11 protein-coding genes and 1 pseudogene are annotated in these 14,162 nt (G+C 73.6%); 3 read left to right on the top strand and 9 right to left on the bottom strand.

What is annotated here, in order from left to right; translation table 11 throughout:
- Positions 1–206: 206 nt before the first annotated feature.
- The 5 genes from ACLWS4_RS25705 to ACLWS4_RS25685 form a co-directional block, all read right to left on the bottom strand.
- A complete protein-coding gene (locus ACLWS4_RS25705) occupies positions 207–2,966 on the bottom strand; it encodes a SpoIIE family protein phosphatase (protein WP_416875319.1) in 2,760 nt (919 codons plus the stop codon).
- 139 nt (positions 2,967–3,105) lie between these two features.
- On the bottom strand, positions 3,106–3,594 hold the full coding sequence (locus ACLWS4_RS25700) for an NUDIX domain-containing protein (RefSeq protein WP_416875318.1): 489 nt from the start codon (positions 3,592–3,594) through the stop codon (positions 3,106–3,108).
- 100 nt (positions 3,595–3,694) lie between these two features.
- On the bottom strand, positions 3,695–3,889 hold the full coding sequence (locus tag ACLWS4_RS25695; protein WP_049660479.1) for a hypothetical protein: 195 nt from the start codon (positions 3,887–3,889) through the stop codon (positions 3,695–3,697).
- 168 nt (positions 3,890–4,057) lie between these two features.
- Positions 4,058–5,590 (bottom strand): DUF4190 domain-containing protein, encoded by a 1,533-nt coding sequence (locus tag ACLWS4_RS25690; protein WP_416875317.1) that lies wholly within the window; start codon positions 5,588–5,590, stop codon positions 4,058–4,060.
- Between the two features lie 171 nt (positions 5,591–5,761).
- Entirely contained in the window at positions 5,762–6,580 is an 819-nt protein-coding gene (locus ACLWS4_RS25685; RefSeq protein WP_375874158.1) for a methyltransferase domain-containing protein, read from the bottom strand.
- Between the two features lie 165 nt (positions 6,581–6,745).
- Here ACLWS4_RS25685 and ACLWS4_RS25680 point away from each other — a divergent pair.
- Together ACLWS4_RS25680 and ACLWS4_RS25675 are read left to right on the top strand one after the other, a co-directional pair.
- Positions 6,746–7,887: pseudogene (locus ACLWS4_RS25680) on the top strand (dihydrofolate reductase family protein).
- Between the two features lie 76 nt (positions 7,888–7,963).
- Positions 7,964–8,626, top strand: coding sequence for an HAD-IA family hydrolase (locus tag ACLWS4_RS25675; RefSeq protein ID WP_074001343.1), 663 nt, complete (start codon positions 7,964–7,966; stop codon positions 8,624–8,626).
- Positions 8,627–8,820: 194 nt separating this feature from the next.
- Here the strand turns inward: ACLWS4_RS25675 and ACLWS4_RS25670 are convergent, their stop codons facing one another.
- The 3 genes from ACLWS4_RS25670 to ACLWS4_RS25660 form a co-directional block, all read right to left on the bottom strand.
- On the bottom strand, positions 8,821–10,488 hold the full coding sequence (locus ACLWS4_RS25670) for a DUF262 domain-containing protein (RefSeq protein WP_380743709.1): 1,668 nt from the start codon (positions 10,486–10,488) through the stop codon (positions 8,821–8,823).
- 251 nt (positions 10,489–10,739) lie between these two features.
- Entirely contained in the window at positions 10,740–11,813 is a 1,074-nt protein-coding gene (gene ychF, locus ACLWS4_RS25665) for a redox-regulated ATPase YchF (RefSeq protein WP_049658400.1), read from the bottom strand.
- 84 nt (positions 11,814–11,897) lie between these two features.
- A complete protein-coding gene (locus ACLWS4_RS25660) occupies positions 11,898–12,287 on the bottom strand; it encodes a VOC family protein (protein ID WP_387821768.1) in 390 nt (129 codons plus the stop codon).
- A gap of 188 nt (positions 12,288–12,475) precedes the next feature.
- Between ACLWS4_RS25660 and ACLWS4_RS25655 the strand changes: the two genes are divergently transcribed.
- Entirely contained in the window at positions 12,476–13,117 is a 642-nt protein-coding gene (locus ACLWS4_RS25655) for a DUF6542 domain-containing protein (RefSeq protein WP_074001337.1), read from the top strand.
- 101 nt (positions 13,118–13,218) lie between these two features.
- Here ACLWS4_RS25655 and ppgK read toward each other — a convergent pair whose 3' ends face one another.
- On the bottom strand, positions 13,219–13,965 hold the full coding sequence (gene ppgK / locus ACLWS4_RS25650) for a polyphosphate--glucose phosphotransferase (protein WP_049651727.1): 747 nt from the start codon (positions 13,963–13,965) through the stop codon (positions 13,219–13,221).
- Positions 13,966–14,162 lie beyond the last annotated feature (197 nt).

Raw genomic sequence — 14,162 nt, 5'->3', positions numbered from 1 at the left:
GACCGTCCGGATGTCGAGAAGACCGAGTATTCATCATCGAGGGGTACGTTCACACGCCCTCAACATCACAACATCAGATCGGGCGAAGGTTTTTGTCCTACCGCCCGCGCAACCACAATGCCACGCTCGCGCCCCCTTCCGGAGCGCGCGCTCCCCCTGAGCGCCCGATGGCATATGCGACCCCGCTCCCCTGCTGTTCGTTCCGCTCACGATCCATCGGGCTCACTACCCGGCAGCGCCTGCTCGAACCAGACCACCTTGCCGATGCCCTCGGCCCGGGCGCCCCAGCGCAGTGCCAGCCGGTGGACCAGCTCCAGGCCGCGCCCGCCCTCGTCGGCCTCGGCCGCGTGCCGCTCCCGGGGCGGGTCGGGCAGCGGGTCGGAGATCTCGACCAGCAGCGTCTCACCGAGCGTCAGCCGCACCCCGATGGGGGCGCTGGCGTACCGGATGGCGTTCGTGACCAGCTCGCTGACCAGCAGCTCGGCGGTGTCGGTGAGCTCCTCGACGCCCCACTCGACGAGCGTGGCGCGGACCAGCCGGCGGGCCCGGGAGACGGCGGTGGGCTCGGCCGGCAGGGTCCAGCCCACCGTCGGGGTGCCGGCCTGGCCGTGGCCGAGCCGGGCCAGCAGCAGCGCGACGTCGTCCGGCTCCCGGCCCTGCTCCATGGTGTCCAGCACCGCCTCGCAGGCGGCCTGGATGGAGGCGTGCGGCCCCTGGAGCACGGTGACCAGCCGGCCGAGGCCGACGTCCAGGTCCTTGTCCCGGGACTCGACCAGGCCGTCGGTGCACAGCGCCAGCAGGCTGCCCTCGGGGATCTTCAGTTCGACCGACTCGAACGGGACTCCGCCCACCCCGAGCGGGGCGCCGGAGGGCAGGTCGAGGATGCGGCCGGCGCCGCCGGGCAGCGGGCCGCCGGTGCGGGTCGGCTCCGCGGCGTCCTCGCCCGGCACCACCAGCACCGGCGGGATGTGCCCGGCCTTGGCGACGGTGAGCCGGGCCGTCGCCGGGTCGAAGACCGCGTAGACGCAGGTGGCCAGCAGCGCCTCGTCCGGGCCCTGGGCGAGGTCGTCGGCCAGCTCGTGGACGTGCCGCAGCAGGACGTCCGGCGGCAGGTCGAGGGCGGCCAGCACCCGGACGGCGGTGCGCAGCCGCCCCATCGTGGCGGCGGCCCGCAGGCCGTGGCCCATCACGTCGCCGACCACCAGCGCGGTGCGGTCGCCGGGCAGCGGGATGACGTCGAACCAGTCGCCGCCGACCTCGGTGCCGCTGCTGCCGGGCACGTACCGGTAGGCGACCTCGACGCCGGTGGGCTGCGGGACCTGCTGCGGGAGCAGGGTGCGCTGGAGGGTGAGCGCGGCGGTGCGCTCGCGGGCGTAGAGGCGGGCGTTGTCCAGCGAGCTGCCGGCCCGGTCGGCCAGTTCGACGGTGAAGGCCAGGTCGTCCCGGTCGAAGCCCTCGCGGTAGCCGGCCCGGCTGACCAGCAGCAGGCCGATCACGATGCCGCGGGCGCGCAGCGGCACGACCAGCATCGAGTGCACGCCCAGGTCCCGGGCGGCCTGCATCTTCGGGTCTCCGGGGTAGGTGACGTCGTCCAGCTGGTCGGCGCCGGACAGCAGCTCGGGCACGCCGGTGCGCAGCACCCGGCCGCAGACCGACTCCTCGGCGAAGGTGATCCGGGCGCCGCGGCGCAGCATCACGTCCACCTCGGGGCCGTCCTGGACGGAGGCGGTGCCGAGCTGGAGCAGCGAGGTGCGCCGGTCGTGGCCGTGCCGGGGCAGGTCGTCGCCGTGCGCGACGGCCTGGAGCAGGACCACCGCCGAGTGGTCGGTCAGCCGGGGGACGACCGAGCCGGCCAGCTCCTGGGCGATCCGGGAGGCGTCCAGCAGGTCGCCGACCCGGGAGCCGAACTCGTTGAGCAGCGAGAGCCGGCGCCGGGCGTGCTCGACCTTGGCGACCGCCCGGTAGCGCTCGGTCACGTCCATCACGGTGCCGGAGATGCCGAGCACCCGGCCGGAGCGGTCCGTCATCCGGCTGTAGGAGATCGAGCGGTAGCCGGCCCGGGTGGTGACCGGGGAGGCCAGGGTGACGTCGATGACCGGCTCGCCGGTGGCCAGCACCTGGCGCTGGATGGCGGTGATCTCGTCGGCGGCCCGCTCCGGCAGGGTCTCGCCGGTGGTGCGGCCGACGTGGTCGTCCGGGGCGACGCCGTTCATCTCGGCGAGGGTCCGGTTGACGGCCGTGTAGCGCAGGCCGGTGTCCATGATGGCGATGCCCAGCGGGGACTGCTCGAACAGCGCGTCGCGCACCGCGAGGTCCCGTTCGACGGCCTGGACGGCGGCCGCCTCGGCCATGTTGACCTGGAGGAACGGGGTGCCGTCGCCGTCCACCAGGAGGGAGATCCGGGCGTCCACGGCGACCGGGGCGCCGTCCCGGTCGCGCAGCTCGGCGTAGCCGGCCCAGCGGCCGTGCCGCAGGGTGTCCTGGATCGCGCCCCGGATCCGGGCGACCTGCTCCCGGTCGGGGATCAGCTCCTCGATCCGGCGGCCGACCAGCAGCTCGTTCGGCCAGCCGAGCAGCTCCTCGGCGGCGGGGCTCCAGAGCACCACCCGGCCCGCGGTGTCCAGGATCGCGATGGCGACCTTGAGCATGTCCAGCAGGCTGCCGCCGGCGGGCGTGCCGGGGGTGCCCGTGGCATCGGCCGGACCGCCGGGGAACGGCCGGGCGGGGCGTCCGCGCAGGCCGCCCCGGGTGCCCGGCTCGGCCACCGCCAGGGTCGGCGCCGGCTGGTCGGGCCGTACGGTGTCGGGCCGCGCGGTGTCGGGGGCCTCGACGGTGCCCCGGCGGCGGGCGGCCGACGACTGGGGGGCGGCCGGACGGGCGGCGCGGCGCAGTCGGGCGCGGGCGGCGGCGCTCCCCGCGGAGCCTGCCCGCCGCTCTCCCCCGCCGCCGTTCCCGGTACTCGACACCGACGGGGCCTCCGGCTCTGGTCGGGATCGGCGTCGCCGGCTGGGGACGGCTCACCGATGGTGACGAATAGTGCCGAAAAGTGACATACCCAGCAGCATCCAGGCTATCCCGGCCCCCGGGTCGTCTTGTCCGATTGACCTACCCGGCGGACTGCGCGTCGCCCACCGCCGACGCGCTTTCGGCGGCGCCCGCCGGGGCGCCCGCGAGCAGCCGGGCGACGTGCGGCAGCACGTCACGGTCGTGGTCGATCCAGTCCACGGCGTCCAGCTCGTCCGGGCCCAGCCAGCGCAGCGCGTCGTGGTCCTGCAGTGCGCGCGGCTCGCCGGACAGCAATTCGGCGGCCCAGAAGCGCAGCTCCAGGCCGGGGCGCACGGCCCACGCGCCCGGCAGCCGGACCAGCGCACGCGCCCGGACGCCGAGCTCCTCCAGCAGCTCCCGCTCCAGCGCCTGCGCCTCGGTCTCCCCCGGCTCGGCCTTCCCGCCGGGGAACTCCCACCGGCCGGCCACCGCCTCGGGCGCGCTGCGCCGGGCGGCGAGCACCCGGCCGCGGTGGACCAGCGCACCACCGACCACGATCCGGGGCGGGGCGGCGGGGGCGTCGGGGGCGGGGTCGTGGGTCGCGTCCATGGGCCCGACCCTACGGTCTGCGGTCGGGCCCGGGCGTCCGCGGAGGGCTCGGGCGCTGCGGAGGGCTCGGGGCCGCGGAGGGCTCGGGGCTGCGGAGGGCTCAGGCGTTGCGGACCGTCCCGTCCGCCGGTTCGGGCCGGGCCGCCTCCCCGTCCTCCTCGACCCAGTACAGCTGCTTGTGGCCGCGGGCCTCGAACTCGGCGGCCAGCCGCCGGGCCTCCGCCCGGTCGAGGTCCTTGGCGACCAGGAAGCGGTTGCCGTTGTCGTCCTGCCGCATCACCCGGTGGGTACCCATGGCCGGAGGGTACCGGGGGCTCCCCCGGGCCGGCCCGCCCCGGGGCGGACGGGCTGGTCCCCGGCTCGCGTGGGGGTCGGGCCGGGGACGTGCCCACGACCGTACGGCCGACGGGTTACCGGCAGGTACGGGCCCGGTCAACGGCCGGTAACCGCGCCTCCGGACGGCTCAGACCCGCAGGTCGGGCGCCTGCTCCCCGGTCGACAGGTCCAGCCCGCGGCGGATCTCCAGGGCCGTCGGCGTCGTCCTGGCCTCCAGCGCCCTGGCCTTGCGGAGGTCGCCCGCCAGGTCGGTGCCGGAGGCCGCGGCGTCCCATGCCGCGGCCGCCTGCGACTTGGCCTCGGCCAGCTTGGCGATCCTCGGCTGGACGTCGGCCGGCCAGGCCACCCCCGTCCTGGCCAGCACCGCCGCCTGGGTGCGGGAGGCAGAGGCCACCCGGCGCGCCCAGGCCCGGTAGTCGGCCTCGGCCTCGGCGACCTCCCGCTCCGGCTGGTCCAGGTAGTCGTCGTTGAAGGTCCGGGCGGCCTCCAGGTAGGCCAGCTGGGGCGCGGTCAGGTGGCTGCGGTCGGTGCGGACGGTGCCCCGGTGCCGGTCCTCGCGGTCCTCGTAGGCGCAGGTCACGTACCGCGAGCCGGACGCCCAGTTCTTCTCGGTCGGGTAGAGGTAGACGTCCTCCATGCCGTCGGGGACGGCCCACTGGTCGAGCGCGTAGCCGCTCAGCACCTGGCGGCACAGCCGGCCGGCCGACTCGCGGGCCGCGCGCTCGCCCGGGTAGGCGCCGGCGCCGAGCAGGAGGTCGGCGGTGCCCGCCACCTCGCCGTGGTGCGGCTCGGTGCAGGCCACCCGGTGCACCCAGTACACCGTCTCGTCGCCGCCCCCGTCCGCCGTCGACCCGCCCTGGGGGGAGTCGTAGCAGTCGCCCGCCTTGAGGTCGGACCAGTGCACCGAACCGGCCGGCGCCTTCGGGGGCAGGCCGGAGCGGCCGGCCCGCGCCGAGCTGAAGTCGGCCGCGCCGAGCAGCAGGGCCATCAGCACCGTGCCGATCGTGCCGAGCACCAGGCCGGTCACCGCCATGCCGGAGCCGCGCTCCTTGCGGCGGTTGATCTGGACCAGCGCGAGGACGCCGAACACCAGGGCCACCGGGGCCACCAGGAGCAGGCCGGTGACCAGGGAGCCGACGGCGAAGCCGTTGGTGGGGGCGGGGCCGGGGACGAACCCGGGGCCGACGAACCCGGGGCCGGGCGCGCCGGCCGGGCCCTGGCCGGGGGCCGGGGCGTACGGGTGGCCGGGCTGGAAGCCGGACTGGGCGGCGGGGGTGACGGAGGCCCAGCCCCCGGCGGGCAGCGGGTGCGGCGGCTGGGGCGGGGCGGCCGACGGCGGGACGGCCTGCGGGGCCGGGGCCGGGGCGGCGGACGGGCCGGCGGAGAGGTCGGGGGCGGCCCAGGGGTCGGCGGGGGCGGCGGGGGCCACCGGCTCGGCGGCGCTCGCGGGCTCGGCCGGGTTCGTGGGCTCGACCGGCCCCGTTGGCTCGGCGGCGGCCTTGCGGAAGTCCACCCGGGGGTCCTGACCGGCCGTCGGCGCCTCCGTCGCGTCCGTACCCCCCGCGCCAGCATCCGCGCCCGTACCCGCGTCGGTTCCCGTGGCCGCGGACGGCTCCGGCTCCGGCCCCGGGACGGGCGGCTCGGACTCAGGCTTGGACACGTGGACTCCCCCAACCCACCGGGGCGGGCATCGGCTCGGCGCTCGGCACCATGGCTCCGCGCCACGGCTCGGACCCGAACGGACCCTCACGGGCCCGATCTGAACGGTCGCGCGACTTTACCCGATCTTTCCGAACGCCTGCCCGACCTTTCCGGGCCGCCCTCCGCCCGCTCAGCCGCGGGCCAGGACCTCCCCGTGCAGCATCGAGAACCAGCCGTCCCCGGCGGCGCTCCACTCCCGCCAGCCGTCCGCGATCCGCTCCGGCTCGTCCTGCTCCGCGAAGCCCAGCCCGACCGCCGTCCGGCCCAGCGCAGTGCCCGTCACCCGGTCCGCCCACATCCCGCCCCACCAGGCGCGCTGCTCGGGCGTCGCGAACGTCCAGGTGGAGGAGCTCGCGGTGACCTCGGTGAAGCCGGCGGCGCGGGCCCAGGACAACAGCCGCCGGCCGGCGTCCGGCTCGCCGCCGTTGGCGCGGGCGGTCCGCCGGTACAGCTCCAGCCACCGGTCCAGCGCGGGCGCCTCCGGGAACCAGGTCATCGAGGCGTAGTCGACATCGCGGACCGCGACCACGCCGCCCGGCGCCGTCACCCTCCGCAGCTCGCGCAGCGCGGCCACCGGGTCGGCCACGTGCTGGAGCACCTGGTGGGCGTGCACCACGTCGAACTCGCCGTCCCGGTACGGCAGCCGGTGCACGTCGGCGCACTCGAAGGCGACGTTGGACAGCCCCCGCCCGGCGACGTGTCCGGCGGCCTGCTCCAGCACCTCGGCGGAGGCGTCCACCGCGACCACCCGCCCCTGCGGGCCGACCAGCGCGGCCAGGTCCGCGGTGATCGTGCCGGGACCGCAGCCGACGTCCAACAGGGCCTGGCCGGGCCGCAGTTCGGGCAGCAGGTAGCCGGCCGAGTCGGCGGCGGTGCGGGAGCGGTGCGAGCGCAGCACGGCCTCCTGGTGGCCGTGGGTGTAGACGGCGGCGGGCTGCGGTCCGGTCATGAGGTCCCCCCTGGGTGCGGTCGGCCGCGGTACTCCGCGACACCCCCGACGCTACTCCTCGTCCCGGATAGCGAGAAGATCCGTCTCGCATTCCGGTCGCTATGGGCCGGGGCCGCACCCGGCCGCCGTACCGTGGAGGCGCCCCCGACAGAACGGTCCCCGCCCATGCCCGGCCCGCGCCCCTACGTCCTGCTGAGCGCCGCCGTCTCGCTCGACGGCCACCTCGACGACGCCTCCCCCGACCGGCTGCTGCTCTCCAACGCCGCCGACTTCGACCGGGTCGACGAGGAGCGCGCCGCCGCCGACGCCGTCCTGGTCGGCGGCAACACGCTGCGCGCCGACAACCCCCGGCTGCTGGTCAACGACCCCGGGCGCCGGGCCGCCCGGCTGGCGGCCGGCCGGCCCGAGTACCCGCTGAAGGTGACGCTCAGCGCGAGCGGCGAACTCGACGCCGGCCTGCGCTTCTGGCACACCGGCGGCGCCCGGCTCGCCTACACCACGGAGGCCGGGGCGGCGGTGCTTCGCCCCCGGCTGGACGGGCTGGCCGAGGTGGTCGCGCTGGGCGACGCGGTGGACCTCGGCGCGGTGCTGGACGACCTGGGCGCCCGCGGGGTGCGCCGGCTGATGGTCGAGGGCGGCGGGGGCGTGCACACCCAGTTCCTGGCCCAGGGCCTGGCGGACGAGCTCCAGCTGGCCGTCGCCCCGCTGCTGGTCGGCCAGGCCGACGCACCCCGGTTCGTCCGCCCGGCGGCGTTCCCGGGCGGTCCGGCCCGACGGATGTGGCTGCTGGAGGCACGTACCGTGGGCGACGTCGTCCTGCTCAGGTACGCCCCGAAGGAGCCCGCGCCGTGACCCAGTCCGCCTCCACCGACCTCGACCACCTGCGCCGGGCCGTCGAGCTCTCCCGCCGCTGCCCGCCGTCCGGGACGGCCTTCTCGGTCGGCGCGGTGATCGTCGGCGCCGACGGCACGGTGCTGGCGGAGGGCTACAGCCGGGAGGCGGACCCGCACGACCACGCCGAGGAGGCGGCGCTGGCCAAGCTCCCGGCGGGCGACCCGCGGCTGCGCGGGGCGACGGTCTACAGCTCGCTGGAGCCCTGCGGGCAGCGCGCCTCGCGGCCGATGCCGTGCGCCCGGCTGCTCCTCGCGGCGGGCGTGCCGCGGGTGGTGGTCGCCTGGCGCGAGCCGGACCTGTTCGTCACCGACTGCCAGGGCACCGCGCTGCTGACGGCGGCCGGGGTCGAGGTGGTGGAGCTGTCGGAGCTGGCCGAGGAGGCCCGGGCGGTCAATGCCCACCTGCTCGGATGATCTTTTGTATCATCGAGAAACAAAGAGCTCGCATTCTCCGGCTCTCCCGTCGCCACACTCCCCGAGGAGCCGCCCCATGACCGCTGCCCCCGTCCGGCTGACCGCCCGCGCCCTCCTCCTGGACATGGACGGCACCCTCGTCAACTCCGACGCCGTGGTCGAGCGCTGCTTCAGCCGCTGGGCCGAGCGGAACGGCCTGGACCCCGCCGAGGTGCTCGCCGTCGCCCACGGCCGCCAGGGCCACGCGACCATGGCCCTCCTGCTGCCCGACCGCCCGGCCGAGCTCAACCTGGCCGACAACGAGCGGATCCTCGCCGAGGAGCGCGCCGACACCGAGGGCGTCGTCCCGGTGCCCGGCGCCGCCGCCTTCCTCGCCTCGCTGACCGGCCTCCCGCACGCCCTGGTCACCTCCGCCGACCTGCCGCTCGCCCGGATCCGGATGACCGCCGCCGGGCTCCCGATGCCGTCCGTCCTGGTCACCGCCGAGTCCGTCGGCGCCAGCAAGCCCGACCCCGAGGGCTTCCTCAAGGGCGCCGCCGACCTCGGCTTCGCCCCCGCCGACTGCCTCGCCTTCGAGGACTCCGGCGCCGGCATCGCCGCCGCCAAGGCCGCCGGCGTCCGCGTCGTCGGCGTCGGCCCGCGCGCCCTCCCCCACCACCCGGACGCCCACGCCGACACCCTCACCACCGTCACCGTCACCGCCGCCCCCGACGGCCTCCTCACCGTCACCGTCGGCTGACCCCGGAAACACCGCACCGCCCGGACCCCGTACGAACACGGGGCCCGGGCGGTCCGGGTACGCGGCGGCGGCCGGCCGTCAGACGTTGCAGCGGAACTCCACCACACCGTTGCGACCCAGGAAGTCACACTTCCGGACGCCATAGGATCAGCACCGAACCAGTATCACCACCACCGCCGCGGGCACCCGGAGCGTCAGTCCGTCACTCCGGATTCATTCTCGTCTCCCTGCCGATCCAGCAATGCCTCAATGGTCTCGAAATTCCAACCGCACATCTCGGTAAGGAAATTCTGAAGACTCTCCTGGACGGCCTGTTCGCGCAACTTGAGGAACTCTACCGTCCTCCCCGCGGCAAGCATGGCAGCCATATCGATGGTGATCGCATGAGATGCGAGAATATCCCTCCATTCGGCATCCCCGAGATGCATCGGCTGCATAGCGATAAGGCTGTCCACCTCATTGGCGGGGAGTTTATCCGAACTGAGAATGATCCGATTCCCGGCCGAGAACCTGTGGCTACTTCCCACATTTCTGGGGTTGACGATGTAGCCGATCGCCGTGGCCGCGGTATTGGAATCGCCGATAGAGCGAGCCAGGCGGGGCTGTTCGATACTGTCCGCCGCCACCAGGTCGCGCGGCCCCAGGGCCCAGAGTGAACACAGGATGATCTTGCCGGCTCCCTCATTCGTCCGAAGGCGCGCCGCATTGGGAACGGAACGCTCGGATCTCTCGACCACGTCGATGAGGCCTTGCAGCGATTCACTCATCGAACGGGGAGAAATTTTGTAGTTTTGAGTCCTCATCGCCCCCGTGGCGCTGCCGCGGAAGATGTAGGGCCCCACTACCGAGGCACGCCAGAACCAGCGCCTGAGGGCATCCAAAGCATCCGGCCCGGGGTCAGGGTGATGAGCGAAGAAGCGCGACAACACCACCAGGAGGAAACGATAGGGCAACAACTGGAAGTGCGGGACGCCCACCTTCTCCTGGACGAACGTCACGGCTCGCAGCAGGGCTTCCTCGCCCGCCTTGTAGGCCGCGTCGCGATCCTCACGACCATCCTCGAATTCATGGTGGATATCCCGTGTGACATCAGGGCCACGCCGGGCCAGGATCGCCCTCAGGATAGTATCGTCGTCAATCCCACCAAACTGCCGCTCGACATTGATCCCGTGGGCGATCCGCTCGATCGTGAGAGTCTCGTCCTGCTTCGCCTCATCACCCGCATATAGGGCCGAGAACACCTCGGCACGCTTGAGTCTCTTCCCGTAGTTGTTCATGCGGTCGAAAATGTCCTGCAGGACGTCCGGGCTGCCCTGTTTGACGACATAAGCGGGAATCGGAAATTGGCGGATCCGTTTCGTCACACTGGTCGCGGCGTCAAGGTAGTCGGCGATCTCTGGATGCCGCGCGAACCATTTGAGGATCTGCTGGAGATCGAACACCACCGGCAATGGAATGATCAAGGGGTCCGGCGAGAGCGGGGACGAAATGAATGCTCCCGTCCGCAGGTTGTACGAGAGTGCAAATCGCTGATCAGCCTGACCTGACGAATCCAACGCATTCGCCAGTGCCGTGATTCGCTGCTGGCCGTCTACGACCCATTGGGCCGCATCCGTGGCGGGAGCGTCGATACGCAATGCCCCCAGACTGACACGCTGCTCGGCAGCAGGACGCTCCCACAGGAGAAGGCTACCCACCGGGTATCCCTTCACTATGCTGTCGAACAGGCGCCGAACATCCTCACGCGCCCATCGGAAACCCCGCTGAAAATGCGGCACGCGAATCTCACCGTTCCACGCCGCCGTGACCAATGCCTCAACATCAAACGTGGCGGCCGCCGGCCTCTCATTCAGGCTGGACATACCCAGCCCCCCTCCTCAAGCCATGAAACCCACCGGAGTGGCCTGTCGCGATCAGGATCGCAGTGTGCGACCAATCGTGAGGGAGGAGTAAGGATCTCGACACACAACTTCTCTTACCCGCGTATAATCGCGCGGCCTGGACCAGGCTGCGGAAGGATGCCCCGTGGGCTTACGACACCTGGGCAGGTACGCCGAAGGGGTCGGACTTCCCCTGGAAGTCCGACCCCTTGTACGGGAGTTGCGCTAACCGGTCAGACGTTGAAGCGGAACTCCACGACGTCGCCGTCCTGCATGACGTACTCCTTGCCCTCGATGCGGGCCTTGCCCTTGGCGCGGGCCTCGGCGATGGAGCCGGTCTCGACCAGGTCGGCGAAGGAGATCACCTCGGCCTTGATGAAGCCCTTCTGGAAGTCGGTGTGGATGACTCCGGCGGCCTCGGGGGCGGTGGCGCCCTTCTTGATGGTCCAGGCGCGGGTTTCCTTGGGGCCGGCCGTCAGGTAGGTCTGGAGGCCGAGGGTGTTGAAGCCGACCCGGGCGAGGGTGGCGAGGCCGGGCTCCTCCTGGCCCATGGACTGGAGCAGTTCCAGGGCCTCGGCGTCGTCCAGCTCGATCAGCTCGGACTCGATCTTGGCGTTCAGGAAGATCGCCTCGGCCGGGGCGACCAGCTCGCGCTGGGCGTCCTTGAAGTCCTCGTCGGCCAACTCGGCCTCGTCCACGTTGAAGACGTAGAGGAAGGGCTTGGCGGTCAGCAGGTGGAGGTCGCGGATCGGGGCGGTGTCGAAGCCGGCCTCGAAGAGGGTCTTGCCGGTCTCCAGGATCGCCTGCGCGGCCTCGGCGGCGGCCAGCACGGGGGCGGTGTCCTTCTTGAGGCGCGCCTCCTTCTGGAGCCGCGGCAGGACCTTCTCGATGGTCTGGAGGTCGGCCAGGATCAGCTCGGTGTGGATGGTCTCGATGTCGTCCTTGGGCGACACCTTTCCGTCCACGTGCACCACGTCCGGGTCGGTGAAGGCGCGCACGACCTGGCAGATCGCGTCGGACTCGCGGATGTTGGCGAGGAACTTGTTGCCCAGGCCCTCGCCCTCGCTGGCGCCGCGCACGATGCCGGCGATGTCGACGAAGTCGACGGTGGCCGGGAGGATGCGCTGGGAGCCGAAGATCTCGGCGAGCTTGGCCAGCCGAGCGTCCGGGACGCCCACCACGCCGACGTTCGGCTCGATGGTGGCGAACGGGTAGTTGGCCGCCAGCACGTCGTTCTTGGTCAGGGCGTTGAACAGGGTCGACTTGCCGACGTTCGGCAGGCCGACGATTCCGATCGTGAGCGACATGAAGCGCAGTCCCGTGGGCTTGGAGGAGTTGGGTCGGCACCGTACGGGCCGACCCCCAAGTCTACGGGCAGCCCCCGCCCCGCCTCACTCCTCGGTCGGCGCCGCCCGGGGCTCCAGGAACTCCAGCCGGTTGCCCAGCTTGTCGGCGGTGTGGAAGCGCCGGTGGCCGGGCAGGTTGTCGTCCCAGGTCACCGGGTGGCCGTGCGCGGCGAGGCGGTCGGCGAGGGCGTCCAGCGAGCGGACCAGGATGCCCGGGTGCCCCTTGCGGGACGGGCGGAAGTCCGGGGCCACGCCCAGGTGCACCTCGACCCCGCCGCCGCGGAACCAGCAGCCGCCGCGGGCGGCCAGCACCGGCGGCTTCGCCAGCTCGGTCATGCCGAGCACTCCGGACCAGAAGGCGCGGCACTCGTCCTCGGCGCCGGCCGGGATGTCGAGCTGGACGTGGTCGAGCCGTTCGAAGGTGAAATCGGTCATGCTGTTCCCCCGTGGAGAGACCCGTGAACGGATCCGGTGGTCGTCGTACGCCGACTCGATCGGGCAGGTCAGCCGACCTGCGCGACGACCTGAGTGACGATCACATCAGTACTCCGTCCGGAGACACGGGACAAGACCTGAACGGTCCATTACACAGTGTGGCGATGATCGGACCGTACGTTGGGCGGGTGGAGCAGAGCATCCGTACCCAGCCGCCAGGGCCCAGACGCCGTCCGCCGACCGGCGCGGCCGCAGCCGCCGTCCCCGGTCCAGGCCGGGCTCCCGAGACCGCCGGAGCCCCCTCCGGACCCGCCCCCGGCTCCCGCCCGCGCCCTTCGGCCGGCCCGTCCGCCGCGCGCCCGGCCGCCCGCCCGGCCGCCCCCCGGCCGCGCCTGCGCCTACCGCTGCGCGGGCGCGGCGACGAGCCGCTGTACGGGCGGCGGCGCACCGGCCGGCCGACCCGGCTGACGGCCATCGGCACCGGGCTGGTCGCCGTCCTGGCGACGCTCGCGGTGGCGGGCGTGGACCGGCTGCTGTTCGACGGCCTGGGCTGGCTGTTCGGCCTCGGCTACCTGGTGGTCTGCTTCCAGCTCGCCGTCCGGGTACGCTACGCCGACCTGCTGGCCGCACCGATCAGCGGGCCGATCGCCTTCGCCCTCGCGCTGCTGCTGCTCGAACCGGTGGGCTCCCCGGGCGTCACCGCCCAGGTGGTCTCGCTGGCGACCGGGCTGGCGCTGCGGGCCGGCTGGCTGTTCTCCGGCACCGGGCTGGCCGCGCTGATCGTGCTCGCCCGGTTCGTCGCCCAGCGCCGGATCCAGCGCTCCCGCTGAGGCCGCTCCCGCTGAGCGGCGGCGCCGCAGGAGCGCCCCTCGCCCCCTCGCCCCCTCAGCCCCGACCCCGGCCCCTCAGTCCCCGGCCCGATCCCGGCTCCTCAGCCCCCGGCCCGGGCCGCCGCCATGGCGGCCCCGACGATGCCCGCGTCGTTGCGCAGCTCCGCCGGCACCACCCGTGCCCGGCGGTCCTTCAGCAGCGGCAGGAACTTCTCGTGCTTGCGGCTCACCCCGCCGCCGATCACGATCAGCCCCGGCGAGAAGAGCATCTCCACCAGGTCCAGGTACTCGTCGACCCGCCCGGCCCACTGCTCCCAGTCCAGCCCGTGCCGCTCCTTGGCGGCCGAGGAGGCCCGGCGCTCGGCGTCCTTGCCGCGCAGCTCCAGGTGGCCCAGCTCGGTGTTGGGCACCAGCGTCCCGTCGACGAACAGGGCGCTGCCGATGCCGGTGCCGAAGGTCAGCACCAGGACCACGCCCGACTCGCCCCGCCCGGCGCCGTGGGTCAGCTCGGCCAGCCCGGCCGCGTCCGCGTCGTTCAGGACGGTCGCGGGCATGCCGAGCGCCTGGCGGAAGAGGCCCGCCGCGTCCAGGCCGATCCAGCCCTTGTCCACGTTGGCGGCCGTCCTGGTGTGACCGTCGACGACCACGCCGGGGAAGGTCAGCCCGACCGGGCCCTGGTGGTCGAAGTGGCGGACCACCTCGCAGACGGCGGCGACCACGGCCTCGGGGGCGGACGGCTGCGGGGTGAGCACCTTCCGGCGCTCCTCGGCGAGCACGCCCCGGGCGAGGTCGACGGGCGCGCCCTTGATCCCCGAGCCGCCGATGTCCACGCCGAATACCGCCGTCATCACGTCCGCCCTCCGCCGTCGGCCGCGGACGGGCGTCCGCGGCCGGTGCCTTGTCCACAGCCTGTGCACAAAGCTACGAGAGCGCGCCCGGGCGCGCACAGCGGAAGGCCCGGTACCCCCCGCGGGGTACCCGGCCATCCGGGGGGGGTCAGAGCTTTCCCGCCCCCTCCGCGCGCCGGTCACCGCGCCCGTCCTTG

The organism is Kitasatospora sp. SC0581 (assembly GCF_048159585.1).
GTDB lineage: Bacteria > Actinomycetota > Actinomycetes > Streptomycetales > Streptomycetaceae > Kitasatospora.
Note: the sequence above shows the minus strand (reverse complement) of the source record. Positions and strands in the feature narration are given on the sequence as shown.

Bases quoted from the DNA above. Each gene is read 5' to 3' on its own strand.
- ACLWS4_RS25700 (WP_416875318.1), bottom strand. From the start codon at position 3,594: ATGGACGCGACCCACGACCCCGCCCCCGACGCCCCCGCCGCCCCGCCC.
- ACLWS4_RS25695 (WP_049660479.1), bottom strand. From the start codon at position 3,889: ATGGGTACCCACCGGGTGATGCGGCAGGACGACAACGGCAACCGCTTC.
- ACLWS4_RS25685 (WP_375874158.1), bottom strand. From the start codon at position 6,580: ATGACCGGACCGCAGCCCGCCGCCGTCTACACCCACGGCCACCAGGAG.
- ACLWS4_RS25675 (WP_074001343.1), top strand. From the start codon at position 7,964: ATGACCGCTGCCCCCGTCCGGCTGACCGCCCGCGCCCTCCTCCTGGAC.
- ACLWS4_RS25670 (WP_380743709.1), bottom strand. From the start codon at position 10,488: ATGTCCAGCCTGAATGAGAGGCCGGCGGCCGCCACGTTTGATGTTGAG.
- ychF (WP_049658400.1), bottom strand. From the start codon at position 11,813: ATGTCGCTCACGATCGGAATCGTCGGCCTGCCGAACGTCGGCAAGTCG.
- ACLWS4_RS25660 (WP_387821768.1), bottom strand. From the start codon at position 12,287: ATGACCGATTTCACCTTCGAACGGCTCGACCACGTCCAGCTCGACATC.
- ppgK (WP_049651727.1), bottom strand. From the start codon at position 13,965: ATGACGGCGGTATTCGGCGTGGACATCGGCGGCTCGGGGATCAAGGGC.